This is a genomic window from Streptomyces sp. NPDC007929, from assembly GCF_042959065.1.
Lineage (GTDB): Bacteria > Actinomycetota > Actinomycetes > Streptomycetales > Streptomycetaceae > Streptomyces.
In genome coordinates, this window is record NZ_JBIBKD010000014.1 from 111,868 (window position 1) to 130,222 (window position 18,355).

General features: G+C 72.2%; 17 protein-coding genes. 8 read left to right on the forward strand and 9 right to left on the reverse strand.

Going from position 1 to position 18,355, the window contains the following annotated elements:
• Positions 1–114 precede the first annotated feature (114 nt).
• The 3 genes from ACFZDE_RS35075 (at position 115) to ACFZDE_RS35085 (ending at position 6,465) form a co-directional block, all read left to right on the forward strand.
• Entirely contained in the window at positions 115–3,204 is a 3,090-nt protein-coding gene (locus tag ACFZDE_RS35075; RefSeq protein WP_391207394.1) for a glycoside hydrolase family 2 TIM barrel-domain containing protein, read from the forward strand.
• Between the two features lie 146 nt (positions 3,205–3,350).
• Complete coding sequence (locus ACFZDE_RS35080) at positions 3,351–5,594, forward strand: glycoside hydrolase family 9 protein (RefSeq protein ID WP_391207397.1); 2,244 nt, start codon at positions 3,351–3,353, stop codon at positions 5,592–5,594.
• A 79-nt stretch (positions 5,595–5,673) separates the two neighbouring features.
• Positions 5,674–6,465, forward strand: a complete 792-nt coding sequence (locus tag ACFZDE_RS35085; protein WP_391207402.1) for an alpha/beta fold hydrolase — start codon at positions 5,674–5,676, stop codon at positions 6,463–6,465.
• Here the strand turns inward: ACFZDE_RS35085 and ACFZDE_RS35090 are convergent.
• Complete coding sequence (locus ACFZDE_RS35090) at positions 6,425–7,942, reverse strand: cytochrome b N-terminal domain-containing protein (RefSeq protein WP_391207412.1); 1,518 nt, start codon at positions 7,940–7,942, stop codon at positions 6,425–6,427. The genes ACFZDE_RS35085 and ACFZDE_RS35090 overlap by 41 nt on opposite strands.
• Positions 7,939–8,868 carry a sigma-70 family RNA polymerase sigma factor gene (locus tag ACFZDE_RS35095; protein WP_390999285.1) on the reverse strand — a complete coding sequence of 310 codons (930 nt, stop codon included), beginning with the start codon at positions 8,866–8,868 and terminating at the stop codon, positions 7,939–7,941. The genes ACFZDE_RS35090 and ACFZDE_RS35095 overlap by 4 nt, the downstream gene beginning before the upstream one ends.
• 174 nt (positions 8,869–9,042) lie before the next feature.
• Here ACFZDE_RS35095 and ACFZDE_RS35100 point away from each other — a divergent pair, with 174 nt between their 5' ends.
• From ACFZDE_RS35100 to ACFZDE_RS35110, 3 genes are all read left to right on the forward strand, one after another.
• Positions 9,043–9,288, forward strand: a complete 246-nt coding sequence (locus ACFZDE_RS35100) for a hypothetical protein (RefSeq protein WP_030845137.1) — start codon at positions 9,043–9,045, stop codon at positions 9,286–9,288.
• Between the two features lie 3 nt (positions 9,289–9,291).
• Positions 9,292–9,669: a toxin Doc gene (locus tag ACFZDE_RS35105; RefSeq protein ID WP_390999281.1), complete on the forward strand. Its 378-nt coding sequence runs from the start codon at positions 9,292–9,294 to the stop codon at positions 9,667–9,669.
• Between the two features lie 330 nt (positions 9,670–9,999).
• Positions 10,000–11,625 (forward strand): ricin-type beta-trefoil lectin domain protein, encoded by a 1,626-nt coding sequence (locus tag ACFZDE_RS35110; RefSeq protein ID WP_391207420.1) that lies wholly within the window; start codon positions 10,000–10,002, stop codon positions 11,623–11,625.
• 109 nt (positions 11,626–11,734) lie between these two features.
• Here ACFZDE_RS35110 and ACFZDE_RS35115 read toward each other — a convergent pair whose 3' ends face one another.
• Entirely contained in the window at positions 11,735–12,904 is a 1,170-nt protein-coding gene (locus ACFZDE_RS35115; protein ID WP_391207435.1) for an alpha-hydroxy-acid oxidizing protein, read from the reverse strand.
• A gap of 116 nt (positions 12,905–13,020) precedes the next feature.
• Entirely contained in the window at positions 13,021–13,578 is a 558-nt protein-coding gene (locus tag ACFZDE_RS35120; RefSeq protein WP_390999272.1) for a hypothetical protein, read from the reverse strand.
• 326 nt (positions 13,579–13,904) lie between these two features.
• Between ACFZDE_RS35120 and ACFZDE_RS35125 the strand changes: the two genes are divergently transcribed.
• Positions 13,905–14,339 (forward strand): protease inhibitor, encoded by a 435-nt coding sequence (locus ACFZDE_RS35125; protein WP_390999270.1) that lies wholly within the window; start codon positions 13,905–13,907, stop codon positions 14,337–14,339.
• 177 nt (positions 14,340–14,516) lie between these two features.
• On the opposite strand, the gene ACFZDE_RS35130 is transcribed toward ACFZDE_RS35125, so the two are convergent.
• The 5 genes from ACFZDE_RS35130 to ACFZDE_RS35150 form a co-directional block, all read right to left on the reverse strand.
• Positions 14,517–14,723, reverse strand: a complete 207-nt coding sequence (locus tag ACFZDE_RS35130; RefSeq protein ID WP_390999267.1) for a CDGSH iron-sulfur domain-containing protein — start codon at positions 14,721–14,723, stop codon at positions 14,517–14,519.
• Complete coding sequence (locus ACFZDE_RS35135) at positions 14,704–15,360, reverse strand: HemK2/MTQ2 family protein methyltransferase (RefSeq protein ID WP_390999264.1); 657 nt, start codon at positions 15,358–15,360, stop codon at positions 14,704–14,706. The genes ACFZDE_RS35130 and ACFZDE_RS35135 overlap by 20 nt, the downstream gene beginning before the upstream one ends.
• 21 nt (positions 15,361–15,381) lie before the next feature.
• A complete protein-coding gene (locus tag ACFZDE_RS35140; protein WP_390999262.1) occupies positions 15,382–16,389 on the reverse strand; it encodes an iron-containing redox enzyme family protein in 1,008 nt (335 codons plus the stop codon).
• Positions 16,390–16,469: 80 nt separating this feature from the next.
• A complete protein-coding gene (locus ACFZDE_RS35145) occupies positions 16,470–16,664 on the reverse strand; it encodes a hypothetical protein (protein WP_390999259.1) in 195 nt (64 codons plus the stop codon).
• A 53-nt stretch (positions 16,665–16,717) separates the two neighbouring features.
• A complete protein-coding gene (locus ACFZDE_RS35150) occupies positions 16,718–17,725 on the reverse strand; it encodes a Ppx/GppA family phosphatase (protein WP_391207474.1) in 1,008 nt (335 codons plus the stop codon).
• A 285-nt stretch (positions 17,726–18,010) separates the two neighbouring features.
• Between ACFZDE_RS35150 and ACFZDE_RS35155 the strand changes: the two genes are divergently transcribed.
• Complete coding sequence (locus ACFZDE_RS35155; protein WP_390999253.1) at positions 18,011–18,352, forward strand: metalloregulator ArsR/SmtB family transcription factor; 342 nt, start codon at positions 18,011–18,013, stop codon at positions 18,350–18,352.
• The last annotated feature ends 3 nt before the right edge of the window (positions 18,353–18,355 follow it).

Sequence of the window (18,355 nt, forward strand, 5' to 3'; positions counted from 1 at the left end):
CCGCGGCAGAAGGGCGTCACCGCACCCTTGACGGCCGCGTGTGACACCTCGACAGAATCTGTTTGTTCACGATCAGTTGTGAGTACTTCTGGGCCCTACTGAGGGAGAGCCGCCATGTCGGTCACGCGCAGATCGGTCCTGCTCGCCTCCGCCGCCGCACCCGCGGCCGGGACGCTGCTCGGCGCCCCGGAGACGTGGGCCGCCGAGCAGGGGCCAGACGCGTCCGGCCGCCGGACCGTCGCACTGCGCGACGGCTGGCGCTTCGCCCTGGTGAACCCGGGCGGCACCACCGACCCGACCGGCGCCTACGCCGACGCCCATCTGCCCGGCCACGACGACTCCGGGTGGCGCGAGATCGCCGTCCCGCACGACTGGAGCATCGAGCAGACCCCCACCACCGAGCACGACACCACCAGCGGCACCGGCTTCCTGCCCGGGGGCCTGGGCTGGTACCGCCTGGCCTTCACCCTGCCGCCCGGCGTCGCCGGCAAGCGCGTCTCGGTGGAGTTCGACGGCGTCTACATGGACTCCACCGTCCACTGCAACGGCGAGGAGGCCGGCCGTCACCCCTACGGCTACACCGGCTTCGCCCTCGACCTCACCGACCTGGTGCACACCGACGGCACCACCGAGAACGTCATCGCCGTCGAGGTGCGCAACCGGCTCCCCAGCAGCCGCTGGTACTCCGGCAGCGGCATCTACCGCGAGGCCCGCCTGGTGATCACCGAGCCGGTGCACGTGGCCCGCTGGGGCACCCGCGTCACCACACCCGAGATCTCCGCCGCGCGGGGCGTCGTACGGGTCTCCACGTCCGTCGTCAACGCCTCCGGCGCGGGCGCGGACGTCGAGGTCGTCTCCCGGATCACCGACCCCACCGGCCGTACGGTCGCCCGTGCCTCCTCCACCGCGGCCGTCACCGCCGAGCACACCGAGACCCACGAACTCACCGTCCGGCACCCGAAGTTGTGGGACTTCGAGACACCGCACCGCTACACCCTGCACACCGAGCTGCGCGTCGGCGGCCGCACCACCGACACCTACCGGACGGTCTTCGGCTTCCGCACCTTCCGCTTCGACCCGGACGACGGCTTCTTCCTCAACGGCACTCCCCACAAGATCAAGGGCGTCGACCTCCACCACGACCTCGGCGCACTCGGCGCCGCCGTCAGCGTCGACGCCGTCCGCAGACAGCTGGAGATCATGCGGTCCATGGGCGTCAACGCCCTGCGCACCTCCCACAACCCGCCCGCGCCCGAGGTGATCCAGGTCTGCGAGGAACTCGGGGTCGTCATGCTGGTGGAGGCGTTCGACTGCTGGCGCACCGGAAAGAACCGGTACGACTACGGCCGCTTCTTCGACGAGTGGTGCGAGAAGGACGCCACCGAGATGGTGCTGGCCGCCCGCAACTCGCCCGCCGTGCTGAGCTGGTCCATCGGCAACGAGGTCCCCGACTCCACCTCCACCGCCGGTCTCGCCATGGCCGACCGGATCATCGGGGCGATCAGGGCCGCCGACGACACCCGCCCGCTGGTCATCGGCTCCGACAAGTACCGCCGTCTGCCCGCCAAGGGCTCCGCGGCCGATCTGATGCTGGCCAAGCTGGACGGCCTCGGCCTCAACTACAACACCGCCAAGTCGGTCGACCAACTGCACGCGGCCTACCCGCACCTGTTCCTCTTCGAGTCCGAGTCCTCCTCGGAGACCTCCACCCGCGGCGCCTACCAGGAACCCGAGCACCTCAACACCGGCGAGAACCACACGCCGGGCAGACGCGCGACCTCCTCCTACGACAACAACCTCGCCTCCTGGACCATGAGCGGCGAGTACGGCCACAAGAAGGACCGGGACCGGAAGTGGTTCGCCGGGCAGTTCCTGTGGTCCGGCATCGACTACCTCGGCGAGCCCACGCCGTACGACGTCTTCCCGGTCAAGGCGTCCTTCTTCGGCGCGGTCGACACGGCCGGTTTCCCCAAGGACATGTACCACCTCTTCCGCAGCCAGTGGACCGGCGAGCCGATGGTCCACCTGCTGCCGATGACCTGGAACCACGCCGCGGGTGACACCGTCGAGGTCTGGGCGTACGCGAACGTCGACACCGTCGAGCTGTACCTCAACGGCAGGTCACTGGGCGTACGGCGGTTCGACACCAAGAAGACCACCGACGGCCGCACCTATCTGGAGACCACGGAGGCGACCGGCGACGACAAGACCTTCACCGACGGCCCCTACCCGGGCAGTTACACCAGCCCCAACGGCAGCGCCGGCAAACTCCACCTGACCTGGAAGGTGCCCTACGAGCCCGGAGAGCTGAAGGCCGTGGCCCGGCGGGGCGGCAAGACGGTCGCCACCGACGTGCTGCGCACCGCCGGAGCCCCGCACGCCGTACGCCTGACCGCCGACCGTCCCTCCCTCGCAGCCGACGGCCGTTCCCTGGTCTTCGTGACCGCCGAGGTCGTCGACCGGCGCGGGGTGGTGGTGCCCGACGCGGAACACCTGCTGTCCTTCGCGGTCGCGGGCGGCTCCCTCGCGGGACTCGACAACGGCCGGCAGGAGAGCGCCGAGCGCTACCAGGCGAGCACCAGGACCGCCTTCCACGGCAAGGCCCTCGCCATCGTCCGCTCCGGCACGAAGCCGGGCACCGTGAGGGTGACCGCCCGCGCCGAGGGGCTGCGCACGGGCACGGCGACCGTCCGGGCCACCCGCGCACGGGACCGGGCCGAGACCGCCCCGGCCGCCTTCCGGCCCGACCCCCCGGCCCCCGCACAGCACCCCCGAGCGGACGCGAGCTACTCCGGCCGCCCCGACACCCTGCCCGCCGCCATGCTCGACGGCGACCCGGCCACCGGCTGGTCCAACGGCTTCTTCAAGCAGGCCACGCCCCTGCTGCCGGCCTTCGACGGGGCGCGGGCCGAGGACTGGGTCTCGGTCGACCACGGGCGCACCCGCGCCTTCGACCGGGTGGAGGTCTCCTTCACGGTGGACGCCGCGCACAGCCTGCCCGCGACGATCGAGGTGGCGGTCTGGGACGGCCGCACCTGGCAGGCGGCTCGCGACACCGAGATCGGCTGGGCCGACGCCTCCGACGCCCCCACCGCCATCACCTTCGAGCCCCTGCGCGGCTCCCGGATCCGGCTCACCCTGACCAGCCGCCACCCCGGCGAGGCGCGGGGCGCGATACGCATCAGCCGGCTGGACACCCTCTAGCCCGTCCTGGTCCGGACGGGCGGTGAACAGCCAGTCCCGTCCGGACCGTTGACGGGGCGTCACATCAGCAACAACCATGGCGTGCGTCCGCATCTGGGAGCGCTCCCATGCCGAGCGCCGCCCGCACCTCCCCGAGGAGCCCAGACGTGAAACGACGCAGAACCGCCCTGCTGTCCCTGACGGCCCTGCTGGCGACCGCGCTCACCGCCGTGCCCTCCTCACCGGCCGGAGCCGACGAGGTCGAGCAGGTCAGGAACGGCACCTTCGACACCACCACCGACCCCTGGTGGACGACCAGCAACGTCACCGCGGGACTGACCGACGGCCGGCTCTGCGCCGACGTCCCCGGCGGCACCACCAACCGCTGGGACGCCGCCGTCGGGCAGAACGACATCACCCTCGTCAAGGGCGAGTCGTACCGCTTCTCGTTCAGCGCGACCGGGACACCCGCCGGGCACGTGGTGCGGGCGATCGTGGGCCTGTCGGTGTCGCCCTACGACACCTACCACGAGGTGACACCGCAGCTCAGCGTCTCCGGCGACCGCTACTCCTACACCTTCACCTCGCCCGTCGACACCGCGCAGGGCCAGGTCGGCTTCCAGCTCGGCGGCAGCGCGGACGCCTGGCGCTTCTGCATGGACGACGTCTCGCTCCTCGGCGGCGTGACGCCCGAGCCGCACCAGCCCGACACCGGCCCCCGGGTCCGGGTGAACCAGGTCGGCTATCTGCCGTCCGGCCCGAAGAACGCCACCCTGGTCACCGACGCCAAGGCGAAGCTGCCCTGGCAGCTGAAGAACTCCGGCGGGACGGTCGTCGCCCGGGGCACCACCCTGCCGCGCGGGGTCGACGCCTCCTCCGGGCAGAACGTCCACTCCATCGACTTCGGCGCCTACCGCACCAAGGGCACCGGCTACACACTCGTCGCCGACGGCGAGACCAGCCGGCCCTTCGACATCGACGCGAGCGCCTACCACCGGCTCCGGCTGGACTCCGCGAAGTACTACTACACGCAGCGCAGCGGCATCGCGATCCGCGAGGACCTGCGGCCCGGCTACGGCCGCCCGGCCGGTCACGTCGGCGTGGCCCCCAACAAGGGCGACACCGCCGTCCCCTGCCAGCCCGGCGTGTGCGACTACACGCTCGACGTCAGCGGCGGCTGGTACGACGCCGGCGACCACGGCAAGTACGTCGTCAACGGCGGCATCTCCACCTGGGAACTGCTGAGCACCTACGAGCGCGCCCGGCACGCCCGCACCGGGCAGGCGGACAAGCTCCGGGACGGCACGCTCGCCATCCCGGAGAGCGGCAACAAGGTCCCTGACCTCCTCGACGAGGCCCGCTGGGAGCTGGAGTTCCTGCTGAAGATGCAGGTGCCCGACGGCAAGCCGCTGGCCGGCATGGCCCACCACAAGATCCACGACGAGCAGTGGACCGGCCTGCCGCTGATGCCCCACGACGACCCGCAGAAGCGCGAGCTGCACCCGCCGTCCACCGCCGCCACCCTCAACCTGGCCGCCACGGCCGCGCAGGCCGCCCGTCTGTACCGGTCCTACGACAAGCCCTTCGCGGCCAAGGCACTGGCAGCCGCACGCAAGGCCTGGGCGGCGGCGCTGGCCCACCCCGACCGCCTCGCCTCCGAGAGCGACGGCATCGGCGGCGGCGCCTACGCCGACAGCGACGTCACCGACGACTTCTACTGGGCGGCGGCCGAGCTGTACCTCTCGACCGGGGAGAAGCGGTTCGAGGAGTACGTCCTGAAGTCCCCGGTGCACACGGCCGACCTGTTCAAGCCCATCGGCTTCGACTGGGCCCGCACCGGGGCCGCGGGCCGGCTCGACCTCGCCACGGTCCCGAGCGGGCTCCCCGGCCGGGACGCCGTGCGCCGGTCCGTCGTCCAGGGCGCCGACCGCTACCTGGCCACCCTCAAGGCCCACCCCTACGGCATGCCGTACGCGCCGGACGGCAACACCTACGACTGGGGCTCCAGCCACCAGGTCCTCAACAACGCGGTCGTCCTCGCCACCGCGTACGACATCACCGGCGCCTCGAAGTACCGCGACGGCGCGCTGCAGAGCATGGACTACATCCTGGGCCGCAACGCGCTGAACATCTCCTACGTCACCGGTTACGGCGAGGTCAGCGCGCAGAACCAGCACAGCCGCTGGTACGCCCGCCAGCTCGACCCGAACCTGCCCAACCCGCCGCGGGGCACCCTCGCGGGCGGACCGAACTCGAGCATCCAGGACCCCTACGCACAGAGCAAACTCCAGGGCTGCGTCGGCCAGTTCTGCTACATCGACGACATCCAGTCCTGGTCGACCAACGAGCACACGATCAACTGGAACGCCGCCCTGACCCGTATGGCCTCCTTCGTGGCGGACCAGGGGTAGGGGCCGCAGCGCACCGTGCCCGCGTGCCGGGGGAGTCCGCCGACAGGACGCCCCCGGCACGCGCGCGTAGCCTGGTGACATGCCAGCGGTGCGGGTCGACGGCATCGAGGTCGCGTACGACCGGGTGGGCCAGGGCCCGCCCCTCGTGCTCGCGCACGGCGCCACGGCGGACGCCCGGCTGTTCCGCCCCCAGACGGAGGACCTGGCCGACGAGTTCACCGTCGTCGCCTGGGACGAACCGGGTGCCGGCCGCTCCTCCGACGTACTCCCCGACTTCACCCTGGCCGACTACGCCCGCTGCCTGGCGGCCGTCATCAAGGACGTGGACCTCGGCCCGGCCCATGTCCTCGGCGCGTCCTGGGGCGGGACGGTTGTGCTGGAGCTCTACCGGCACCACGCCGAGCTGGTGCGGACCCTGCTCCTCGTCGACACCTACGCGGGCTGGAAGGGCTCGCTGCCCGCCGCGGAGGTGCGCTCCCGGGCCGAGGGGGCGGAGCGCATGCTCGCGGTCCCGGCCGAGGCGTTCGCACCGACCATGCCCGGACTGTTCGCCGGACCTCCCCCCGCCGACACCGTCCGGCTGCTGTCGGTGATGTCGGCCGACACCCGCGCCCAGAGCATGCGGACCGAGCTGACCGTCATGGTCGAGGCCGACCTGCGGGACCTGCTGCCGGAGATCGAGGTGCCGACGCTCCTGCTGTGGGGCGAGCTGGACGCCCGCTCGCCCGTGGATCCCGTCGCCCACCAGTTCCTCGCAGCGATCCCGCAGGCCACGCTGGTCGTGCTCCCCGGCGTCGGGCACCTCAGCAACATCGAGGCGCCCGAGCCGTTCAACCGGACCGTCCGGGAGTTCTGCCGGGCCCACTCCTGACCGGCCCCGGTACCTCCCGGCGCGGCTGTGCGGGGCCGACGGGCTCCCCGGGCCGCTCATGCGCGGTCAGGGTGTGCAGCCGGGCCCGGTCGAGCGGCTCGTGCACCTCGACGTACTCGCCGTGCGGGAGGCGCTTGATCACCCCTGTCGCCCGGCCGTGCGCCACCAGTTCCCGGTCCCGTGCCTGCAACCCTAGACAGATCCGCCGGGTCACGACGAACACCACCGCCGGGACCACGAACATCCCGGCCCGCACCGCCCACGTCACCGCGTTGATCGACAGATGCAGCCGGGTCGCCACGATGTCGTTCCCACCGCCCGCGAGCAGCACCAGGTAGAGGCTGATCCAGGCCGCGCCGATCGCTGTGCGGACCGGGCGGTCGCGCGGCCGGTCCAGCAGGTGGTGCTCATGCCGGTCGCCGCTGAACCGGGCCTCCAGCAACGGGTACACGCCGATGAGGACCAGCAGCAGCGGGAACACCACGATCGGGATCAGCACACCCAGCACCAGCGTGTGCCCCCACAGCGTGACCTCCCAGCCGGGCATGATCCGCACCAGGCCCTCGGCGAAGCCGAGATACCAGTCGGGCTGGGCGCCCGTGGACACCTGATCCGCGCGGTAGGGCCCGTACGACCACACCGGGTTGACCGTCGCCACCGCCGCCATCAGCGTGAGCACCCCGAACACCAGGAAGAAGAAGCCGCCGGCCTTCGCCAGGTACACCGGCATGAAGGGCGCGCCCACGACATTGCGCTCGGTGCGCCCGGGCCCCGCGAACTGGGTGTGCTTGTGGTACACGACCAGCAGCAGGTGGACCACGATCAGCGCCGCCATGACCCCGGGGATCAGCAGCACGTGCAGCGCGTAGAAGCGCGCCACGATGTCGTCGCCGGGGAACTCGCCGCCGAACAGGAACATCGCAAGGTACGTCCCCACGATCGGCACCGACAGCAGCGCGCCGTGCACGAACCTCAGGCCGGTGCCCGACAGCAGGTCGTCCGGCAGCGAGTAGCCGAACAGTCCCTCGAACAGCCCGAGGAACAGCAGCAGCCAGCCGAACAGCCAGTTGACCTCCCGCGGCTTGCGGAACGAGCCCGTGAAGAAGTGCCGCATCATGTGCGTGAGCATCCCGGCGACGAAGACCAGCGCCGCCCAGTGGTGCAGCTGCCGGATCAGCAGCCCGCCGCGCACGTCGAAGCTGATGTCCAGCGTGGACGCGTAGGCCTCGGACATCCGCACACCGTTCAGCGGGACGTAGCTTCCCTGGTACGTCACCTCGTGCATCGACGGGTGGAAGAACAGCGTCAGGTACACGCCGGTGAGGATCAGCACCACGAAGCTGTACAGGCAGATCTCGCCCAGCAGGAACGACCAGTGGTCGGGGAACACCTTGCGCAGGTACTTCCTGCCGAGCGTGTGGATGCCCAGCCGCCCGTCGAACCAGTCGGCCAGCCGCTCGCCGCGCCCGGCGCTCACGCCCGCGTCCCGCTCAGATGGGTGAGCTTGTCCGGGTTGGCCACCACGTAGATGCCGCGCACCCGGTCGCCCTCCGGGGTGAGGTCCAGGACCAGGACCGCGAACGGCGCGTCGCCGTCGAACAGCACCGCCGCGTCGTCGCCGTTGACGCGCCGGTAGCGCCAGACCGGGTGGTCCGGGCCGCCCCGCCCGGAGGTGAGCAGACGGGTCACCTTGTCCCGGCCGTGCACCGGGCGCAGGCCCGCCCGCCGGCGCTTGCCCCCCGCGTCCGTCCACGCCGTGACATCCGGTGCGAGCACCTCCATCAGCTCGGCGATGTCCCCGCCGAGCGCCGCCCGCACGAACCGCTCGGTCACCTCCCTCCGCACCCGCGGATGCGCCTCGTACCGCGGCCGCCGCGCGTGCACATGCTCCCGGGCCCGGTGCGCCAACTGCCGTACGGCGGCGGGGGAGCGGTCGATGATCTCCGCGATCTCGGCATGCGGGTAGCCGAACACCTCACCCAGCACGAACACGGCACGTTCCAGCGGGGTCAGCGACTCCAGGACCACCAGCATGGCCAGGGACACCGCCTCCGCACGCAGCGCCGGATCCTCCGCGGTCGCGTTGTCCGCGCCGACCAGCGGCTCGGGCAGCCACGGGCCGACGTACGTCTCCCGGCGGCGGCTGATCACCGCGCGACGGCGCAGCGCGTGGTTGACCGCCACCCGGACGAGATAGGCGCGCGGATTGTCGACGCCGGCCAGGGGAGCGCCCCCGCCGCGTGACGTCCAGGACAGCCAGGTCTCCTGCAGCACGTCCTCGGTGTCGGCGACACTGCCGAGCATGTTGTAGACCACGCCGAACAGCAGCTCGCGATGGTCGACGAACACACCGGTCGCCGTGTCGAGCGGGGTACCGGTGCCGGGTGCGGAGATATCGGTCATGGTGGTCCTCCCGTGAATGCGCTCACCACTGCGAGCCGGACAGGACCCCGATCTGTGACATCGCCCGGGTCGATGTGACGCACGTCTCAGGCACCACTTCGCTTCGGTACCTTCGACCGACCTCCCTGACCTGGGGATATTTACCAGTCAGTACCCGAGCGGTACCGTGGAGGCATGCCAGCTCTCAACGTGGAGTTCAGCGACCGCGAACTTGAGGACCTGCGGCAGATCGCCAAGGAGCGCGGTACGTCCATGAAGGCCCTCGTGCGGGAGGCGGCCGCTGCCGACATAGCCCGCCACCGGGCCCTCCAGGAGGGTGCCGAGGCCTTCCGCCGGTTCTTCGCCACCCACGCCGACGAGTTCGCCGCCGCGTTCCCCGACGACGAACCGCCCGCCAAGGGTGAAGGGCGGGCCGCCTGACCCATGGCAGCCATGATCCACATCGACGTGCCCTGGCTGCTTCAGCGCCACGAGGAGGTCCTGCCGGACCAGCCCACCGTCAACGACTTCTCCGCGCTGGTCGCCGCCGTCGCCCGGCACCGCGTCGACCCGCCGCGCCTCGGCGTGAACTCCGACCCGGCCTGGCGGGCCGCCGCGCTGCTGCACACCATCACCGTGCTGCGGCCGCTGCCCTCGGCCAACGCCCGCTTCGCCTGCGCGACCGCCGTGGCGTACATGTTCGTCAGCGGTGTCGGTATCGACCCGCCCTACGGCGCCCTCGTCGACCTCGCCCGCGACCTGCTGGCCGGCGCCACCGACGTCTACGGCGCGGCGGACCGGCTGCGCTCCTGGCAGATCTGAGAAGCGGGGGCCGACGCCCGATTCCCGCAGGCCGCCGGGAAATGTCGAAAACGGGTGCGACCCACGCATATCCGTTCCCCCGTTTCTGACTTTCTGTCAATGGTGGGGATGTTGTCCGGGCGCCTTGTTGGCCGTGTGGGGGTTGTGGAAGAGTGAAACGCGCGTGCGGGGGGAATGGCCGGGTGTCGCACGTGATTTGTGGACCGCGTCCGAATCGCCGTCGGTGAATTCGCACCTCCCGCGCCCCGTCCGAAAAGGTACGCACCAACCGGGCCTCCTTTTCGGCGGCAGGACTTCTGTGTGTCACATGCGTGGGAAGGAACCATCTCAGTGCCCACCCCCCACCCCCCTCGCCCCCCGTATCCCCCGCCCGGCGGGGATCCCGGGGAATCCGATGAATCACTCGCGGCCCCGCTGAGAGGCAGCCCGGAGGGCGAGGTCGCCGCCCATTCCGTCGCGCTGCTGATGGCGCGGCACTACCAGTCGGCGCACGACTACGCGGTCATCTGCCTCGCCTCGTCGACCCAGGTGGCCGCGATGGTGACCGGGACCGCCTTCCACCGGACCCTCAACCGCCTCGCCTTCGGCGAGAGCGCCGTCGCGCTGCGCCCGGCCCTTCTCGTGACCGTGCGCGACACGATCCGCGAGTGGTCCGGCGACGATCGAATATCGGCCGTTCTGCCCGCGTTGCAGAAACCGGCCGGGGGGCGCGGGCTGCGCGCCGCGACGTCCATGACGCCCGAAAACCGCACGCTCGCGGAGCGGGCATTCCAGGCACTTCCCTCGGCCTCGCGGTGTTTGCTGTGGCATGTCGAGGTCGAGGCTGATCCTTTAAACGTCCCGGCCGGACTGCTGGGCATGGACGCCGGCATCGCGTCGGCCGCCCTCGATCAGGCGCGGGACAAATTCCGTGAAGGCTGCGTTCGCGCCCATCGCGAACTCGCGCCGACCCACGATTGCCGGTTCTACAACCGCCTTCTCGATGTCCCGATCCGCCGGGGCGGCGCACTGCTGCCGGACGTCCAGCAGCATCTGGACGAGTGCCGTTACTGCCGGAACGCGGCGGAACAACTGAGCCATTTCGACGGCCCGCTGGGACCGTTGATCGCCGAGGCGGTGCTCGGCTGGGGGGCCCGCCGCTACCTCGACTCGCGCCCCGGCCGGGCCTCGCACGGCACCCGGGGTGCCCGTGCGGGCCGCCGCCGCGGCGGCGGACGGCGGGGCGGCGGGCGGTACGGACTGCTGGCCCGGCTCCCCGTGCCCGCCCGGGTGCCGCAGGCGCTGCGGCCGTCACGGGCCCTGCTCTCCGGCGTCGGCGCGGTCTCGGCCGGGGTGCTGGCGACGATGCTCATCATGAGCGTCTCCTCCTACGACGGGGGCCAGGCCGACCCGGCCGGCTCCAACAGCGCCGCCGGCCGCAAGGGCTCCCCGTCCGTGACGCCCCCCGGCGCCGCAGGGCTTCCCATGACCCAGGGCGTGACCCGGCTGCGCAACACCGGTGCCGACCTGTGCCTCGACATCCGGGACCTGCCGAAGGAGGGCGCGGGCGCGAAGCTGGCCCGGTGCTCGACGGTGTGGACCCAGCAGTGGACGTACGAGGACGACGGGCTGCTGCGCAGCGTCGCCGATCCCGGGCTGTGCCTGGACTCCCACAAGGACGCCGGTGTCGTCGTCCTCGGCACCTGCGCCGGCCAGGACGCCGAGCGGGGTGGCGACGTGCGCTACGACCTCACCGTGCGGGGGGAGTTGCTGCCCCGCTGGGACGAGCTGCTCGCCCTCGCCCCGGCCGACGACGACCCGGACGCCGACGTCGTCGTCAAGGTCCGCGACCGCTCCGCCGAGGACCAGCGCTGGCGATCGGAGCCGCTGCCGACGGCCGAGGGGTCCCTCTCGATCGAGGAGCAGGACGACCCGGCGGCCCGCCAGGTGACGCACGCCGACGCCCCGGCCACGTGACGTGGGGCGCCGGGGCCTGAGCGGGAGCTGACCGGAGCCCGACGGGAGTTGGCCGGGGGCTGACGGGAGTTGACCGGGGGCTGCGCGGCCGAGCCGCGCAGCCCCTGCGTCAGGCCGGATCCTCGACGAGGTCGGCCGGGCCGACGGTGTGCGGTGTCGCGTGCCCCGAGAGGGCGAGCGTGAGGTCGAGCTCGGCGAGCAGGCAGCGGATGACGTGCTCGACACCGGACTGCCCGTCGAGGCCGAGGCCGTACACGTACGGGCGGCCGACGAGGACGGCGCGGGCGCCGAGGGCGAGGGCCTTGACGATGTCGTCGCCGGTGCGCACGCCGCTGTCGAAGAGCACGGTGAGCCGGTCGCCCACCGCTTCCGCCACGCGGGGGAGCGCGTCGGCCGCCGCGACAGCACCGGCCACCTGCCGACCGCCGTGGTTGGAGACGACCACACCGTCCATCCCGGCGTCGGCTGCCAGCCGCGCGTCGTCCGGGTGCAGCACGCCCTTGAGGACGATCGGGCCGTCCCAGTTCTCCCGCAGGAACGCCAGGTCCGGCCAGCTCTTGGCCGGGTCGGAGAACATCCCGACGAAGTGCATCACGGCCGCGTTCGGATCCTCGTGCACCGGCTTGGCCAGGCCCGCCCGAAACGCCGGGTCGGAGAAGCAGTTGGCCGTGCCCACCCCGTGCAGGAACGGCAGGTAGGCCTGGTCGAGGTCGCGCGGCCGCCATGACAGCAGCGGCGTGTCCAGGGTGACCACCAGGGCGGTGAACCCGGCTGCCTTCGCCCGGTGCAGGAAACTGCGGGCCACCTCCGGGTCCTTCGGCCAGTACAGCTGGAACCAGCGCTCGGCGTCCCCCATCGCCTCGGCGACCTGCTCCATGGGCGTGCTGGACGCGGACGACAGGATGAACGGCACGCCTTGTGCGGCGGCGGCCCGGGCCGCGGCGGACTCGGCGTCCGGGTGCATGATCGACAGCACGCCGACCGGGGCCAGCGCGAGGGGGGCCGGAAGGGAGCGGCCCAGGACCTCGACGGACAGATCCCGCTCGTGCACGTCGCGCAGCATGCGCGGCACGATCCTGCGGCGCTTGAGGGCCGCCCGGTTGGCGCGGGCCGTACCGCCGTCGCCCGCGCTGCCGGCCACATACCCCACCGGGCCGGGCCCGAGCCGCTGCTCGGTGAGCTCCTCCAGCCGGGTCAGATCGGTGGGCAGCCGCGGCACGGCGCCCGTCATCCCGTTCAGATAGATCTCGTACTGGAAGTCCGCCCAGTGCTTGCCCACGAACGACCCGCCTCTCGTCGTCTCCTCGTCGGGACCGTGCCGTGGGGCGAGGGTACCGAGCGGTATGCGCTCCGGTGGATCAGGGGCGGGCCGCCGCCTCGCTCAGCAACAACGGCTCACTCCTCGTCGTCCGCGTGCGGTGCGGGGTCGGACCCCGCGTCCGGGCCCTGGGCCCGGACGCGCCGCACGTGCTCCAGGGACTCGCGCAACTCCGAGAGCCAGTCGTCCGTGTGACGCTGGACCAGCCGGACGCACCAGGCCAGCGCGTCGCTGCGGCTGCGGGCGACGCCCCCGGCGATCAGGGTGTCGAGGACCTGGCGCTCCGGCTGGCGCAGCCGCGTCATGACCGGCGCGGCCACGTGCGTGAACAGCGTGCGCCGGCCGCCGCACTCCACGCCCCAGGACACCTTGCGGCCGAACCGGTGCTCGGCGTCCCGGGCCACGGCCATGCGGTCCTCCCGGGTGCGCTCGCGGAACTCCTGCGCACGGCTCTCCAGGGCCGCGTCCCGCTCGGCGGCCGGGGCGTCCTCGGCCAGCCGGGGTGCGGGGATGCGGCCGATGACGGTGATCTCCTCGCGGTCCACCGTGATCTCGGTCAGCTCCTCGAAGAGGTCGTCGGGCAGGCGGCCGGCGAACCAGCCGCGAAGCTTCTCTCTCTGCTCATTCGTAATCATGTAATGACGATTACTCGCCCTGTCCATGAACACAAGGGGCCGCAAAGCAGTCGGCCGAGAGCGGAATCGGAATGTTTCAGGCCTATTAACGAACGCATGGGAATCAGCCATCTGGCCGCATCGTGACCCCGGAGGCCGCGCAGTTACGGGCTTCACCCGCGCGCGTTCCGTAACTTCACGCCACTGATTCAATACACAAGGTTACTGAAATCCGTGGGGTCGATGTGTGTTTCGGCGGCGGACTCGGCAGACTCGCGCTCGCCGCTCCGGGCACCGACCGAGCACGGACCGGCACACCCCGTAATCGAAGCGGAAGGATGCACACAATGCGGAACACCGCGCGCTGGGCCACGATCCTCGGCATGACGGCCACCGCCGTCTGCGGACCCCTCACCGGGGCCGCGCTCGCCAACCCGGGTCAGGCCCCCACCGCGCTCTACGCTCCGTCGGCCCTCGTACTCACGGTGGGCCACGGAGAGAGCGCGATCACAGCGACTCCGGAACGCGCGGTCACCCTGACCTGTGCCCCGACGGCGGCCGGCACGCACCCGGCGGCCGCCTCGGCCTGTGCGGAACTGCGCGGCGTCGGCGGGGACTTCGACGCCCTGACCGCGCGGTCCGGCGTGATGTGCACCAAGCAGTACGACCCGGTGGTCGTCACCGTCGACGGCGTCTGGCAGGGCAAGCGCGTCTCCTACGAGCGCACGTTCTCCAACGACTGCATGAAGAACGCCCACGGGACGGGAGTCTTCTCCTTCTGAGAGGGCTGGACCCACAGACCGGGATCGCGCTGAATCCGTGAAGCGCAGCGGGCCGTGGCTGGGGAGCCGGGCCGTTGTCACGGGGAGTCGCGATCTCGTGCGAGGGGGCCGGCGGGCGGAGTGGGGCCGCCCGCCGGCCTCTGGTCGTTCCCGGGCCCGGGGCCGTATGCCCGGGCCTTACGCCCGGTCGCGGTGGCTCGTGTCGCACCACGGGTAGCGGCGGCTGCGGCGGCAGGTGCACAGAGCGACACGGAAGCGGTCGGAGCTGACGACGGAACCGTCCTCCAGCTCCACCTCCACCGGGCCCTCCATCAGCAGCGGGCCCTTGCGCTGGACGCTGACGCGACGCGGCGTCGCCGACCGGTCAGACGGGGAGTTCGGCACGGACGACCACCAGCTCTTCCTTGTCCTCGGCGGCGGGCAGCAGCCCCCGCTCCCGCAGCCAGCGTTCCCGGCCGCGCAGCACGGGCCCGAGCGCGATCCGGCGCCGGCGGGTCACCGCTGCCTTCAGACCGGCCGCCCGCAACTGCCCGATCGTCAGGTCCGGGCCGCTGAGCGCCGACTGCACGAGCAGCAGCACCCCGCCCGGCCGCAGCAGGCCGGGCGCCTCCCGGCAGATGCGGTCGACGACCATCCGTCCGTCGCCGCCCGCGTCCCAGGCCCGGGCCGCACCCCGCGGGGGCCTGCGATGACCGTCCGGCGCCGGCACGTAGGGCGGGTTGGCCAGGATCAGGTCGAACGTCTCGTCGGGCACGGGTTCGAAGAGGTTCCCGTGCCGGATACGGACGGGGAGCCCGGCCAGCCGGGCGTTCAGCCGCGCGGCCCACACGGCGCTCCAGGACACGTCCACCGCGGTCACACGGCCGCCCCGGCGCGCGGCCTCCAGGGCCAGGGCGCCGCTGCCGGTGCCCACGTCGAGGACGTCCGCGCCCGGTGGCAGCGGCTCGTCGAACAGGGCACCGGCCAGCAGCTCGGTGTCCTCCTGCGGGGCGTACACGCCCGGGGGTACCAGTGCAATCACGGACGCCGAGTACCCCGTGAATCAGGAGATATGAGCTGCTTCCCGAGCAAGGGGGGTAAGCAGTGACGAACGTGACGCCCGCCAGTCGGTGAGCAGCCGGGCGCCGAAGCGCTCCTCGACGAACTCGGTGGCGTCGATGCCGAAGGCGACGTCCGGGGCGAGGTGCGGCTCCTGTTCCAGCAGGCCGCCGATGACGTCGTGGCGCACCACCTGCTCGTGGACGGCGTCGGCCTCGACATGCTCGTCGTAGAAGTGCTCGGCCGCGGGACCGGCGCCCGTGCGGCGCATCGCCTCGGCCAGCCGCCGCGACCCCGGCGACGAGGTGATCTCGACCGTCGCGAAGTGCCCGACCAGGGCGCCCCTGAGGGCCCGGTGCAGCCCGAACAGGGACATCATGTTCACGGTGACCAGGGCTTCGGCGGTCGCGGCGTCGACATAGCGGCCATAGGCGGTGTCCAGCCCCAGATCCGTCATCAGGTCGGCGAACAGGGCCGCGTGCACGCGCTCGGCCCGGCCGCCGCCCCACTCGTCGAACTCCACCGCGGCCATCCCCGCCTTCGCCCGGCCCCACAGCCGCGGCAGCACCCAGGCGTGCGGATCCGCCTCCTTGAGGTGGTACAGAGAGCGCTGGGCGGCGTACTCACGCACCTGCCACAGTTCGCCCTCGGCACGCAGGAAGTGGGTCACACCGGTGCCCTCGACCGGCTCGACCAGCAGACCGGCCAGGGCCTCGTCCACGCTCTCGTGGACGTGCGCGTCGGTGCGCAACGCGGACAGGAAGCGCTGCTCCATGGCCGCGCGGACGCCCAGCAGGCCGGGATCCCACTCCCGCTCGTCCGGCACCCCGGCGAAGCCGCGATAGTGCAGCTCGTAGCAGAGGTACAGGGCGAGCTGGAGGTCGTCGCCGTACACCTCGGCGCGGGCGACCTCCTCAAGGCGGGGCAGGCGGCCCGCGCCCCGCAGATAGGTAGCGACGCCCCTGCTCAGCGGGCCGCGCGGGGTCGGCAGTCGTGGTCCTTCGTGCTCCATGCGGGCCGGGTACCCGCCCGGCGACCGGGCACCCCTCGCGTGACATGCGCCCCAGGGGCCCGGCCCCGGCCCGGTTCTCCTCAGTCCCCTTCGGCGTCCTCCTGCGCACGCGGGTTGGGGGAGACGGCCTCTGCGGCCTCGCCTCGATGGCGCCGCCGCTCCGTGGAGTCGCGGGTGCGGTTCTCGGCGTCCTCGACCTCGCGCAGCACCTCCTCCAGCGCCGTCTCGGGAGGATCGTTGCGCTGGTCCTGGCCGTGATCCTGGTGGTGGGACACGGGGTCTCCTTCCTCTTCCTGTCTTCGGTACGGTCCGGCACGCGCCGTGGCGGTCAGCCGGAGGTGGCGGCGATCCGCAGCGGCACCGGGTCGGGCAGAGCCGCCTCCTCGCTGCGGCGGGCGATCTCCGCCCACCAGGAGGGGCCGTCCTCGATGTGGCGCAGCAGCACGCCCTCGCGGATCGCCCAGGGGCAGACCGTGACGGCCTTGATGCCGGTCAGCTTCATCGCGGTGTGCCCGACCACCGCTCCCGCCAGGCTCTGTGCGGCGCGCGGGGCGGAGATGCCGGGCAGATGCGCGCGCTCCGCGGCGGGCAGGGCGGCCAGTCGGGTGATGGCCTCCCGCAGCTCGGAGCGGTGCATCTGCCGGTCCACGAACGGGCCGTGGCGCCCGGGCGCGGCACCGCACAGCCGCCCCAGCTGCTGGAAGGTGCGGGAGGTGGCGACCGCGGTGCGCGGGCCCTCCCAGCGGATCCGCGCCGCGACGTCCCGCAGCTGATGGCGGACCTTGCGGCGCAGCGCCCGCACCCGCTCCGGCGACGGAGGATCCTCGTCCTGGAAGAACTCGTGCGTCAGCCGGCGCGCGCCCAGTGGCAGCGACGCCACGAAGTCGGGCAACCGGCCCCGTCCGAAGGCGACTTCGAGGGTGCCGCCGCCGATGTCGAGCAACGCGAGCGGCCCCGAGCGCCAGCCCATCCAGCGCCGCGCCCCGAGGAAGGTCAGTTCCGCCTCGATCTCGCCGGGCAGGGTGCACAGGTCGACGCCGGTACGGGCGCGGACCGTGCGCAGCACCTCGTGCCGGTTCGGCGCGTTGCGCACCACGGCGGTCGCGAACGCCGGCGGGTCGGCCGCGCCCCACCGGGCGGCGGTCCTGCTCGCCTCCGCCACCGCGTCGACGAGCTGCCGCACGGCGCGCTCCGGAACGGGTCCCCCCGGTGTGACCTGCTCGGACAGCCTCAGCCGCCACTTGGCGGTGTGCACGGGCAGCGGCACTCCGTCCGCCGCGTCCGCGACCACGAGTCTGACCGTGTTCGATCCCACGTCCACCACGCTGATACGCATGGGCGGTGGGTACCCATTTACCGGGCGGGCCAACAGATCGCATACAGCGGACCGACGAGGACACGCCACCCACGGCAGCACCTGCGGCGGGGGAGCGCGGCCGCGTGCTTTGGCCGACCGTGACAGCCCTGACGGAGGGCCGTTTCCGCTACGACGGCATCCGGCAGGAGGGCGGTCCGAGGAGAGCGGTCCGGTCCGGGTGAAACGGTGACGTTTCGCTGGTGGATTTCCCAGCGGTGCTTGTATTCCTTGACGCGTATATAACGGTCGAGGCATATTGGACCCATGTCCGACGCCGCCCTCTGGACCGCGCTCGCCGATCCCCATCGGCGGGCCATCGTCGCGCTGCTCCTGGAGCGGCCCCGGTCCGTCGGTGAGATCGTCGAGGCGTGCGGACTGAGCCAGCCGAGCACCTCCAAGCACCTCAAGGTGCTGCGCGAGGCGGGCCTGGTCCGGGTGCGGCAGGACGCGCAACGCCGGGTCCACTCCCTCGACCCCGCCCCGATCGCCGCCCTGGACGCCTGGCTCGCCCCCTACCGCGCGCTCTGGAACCAGAGCCTCGACACCCTGGGCCGCCGCCTCGACGAGCCGCCGGACGCCCCCGAACCACCCCACCCGAAGGACTGATCC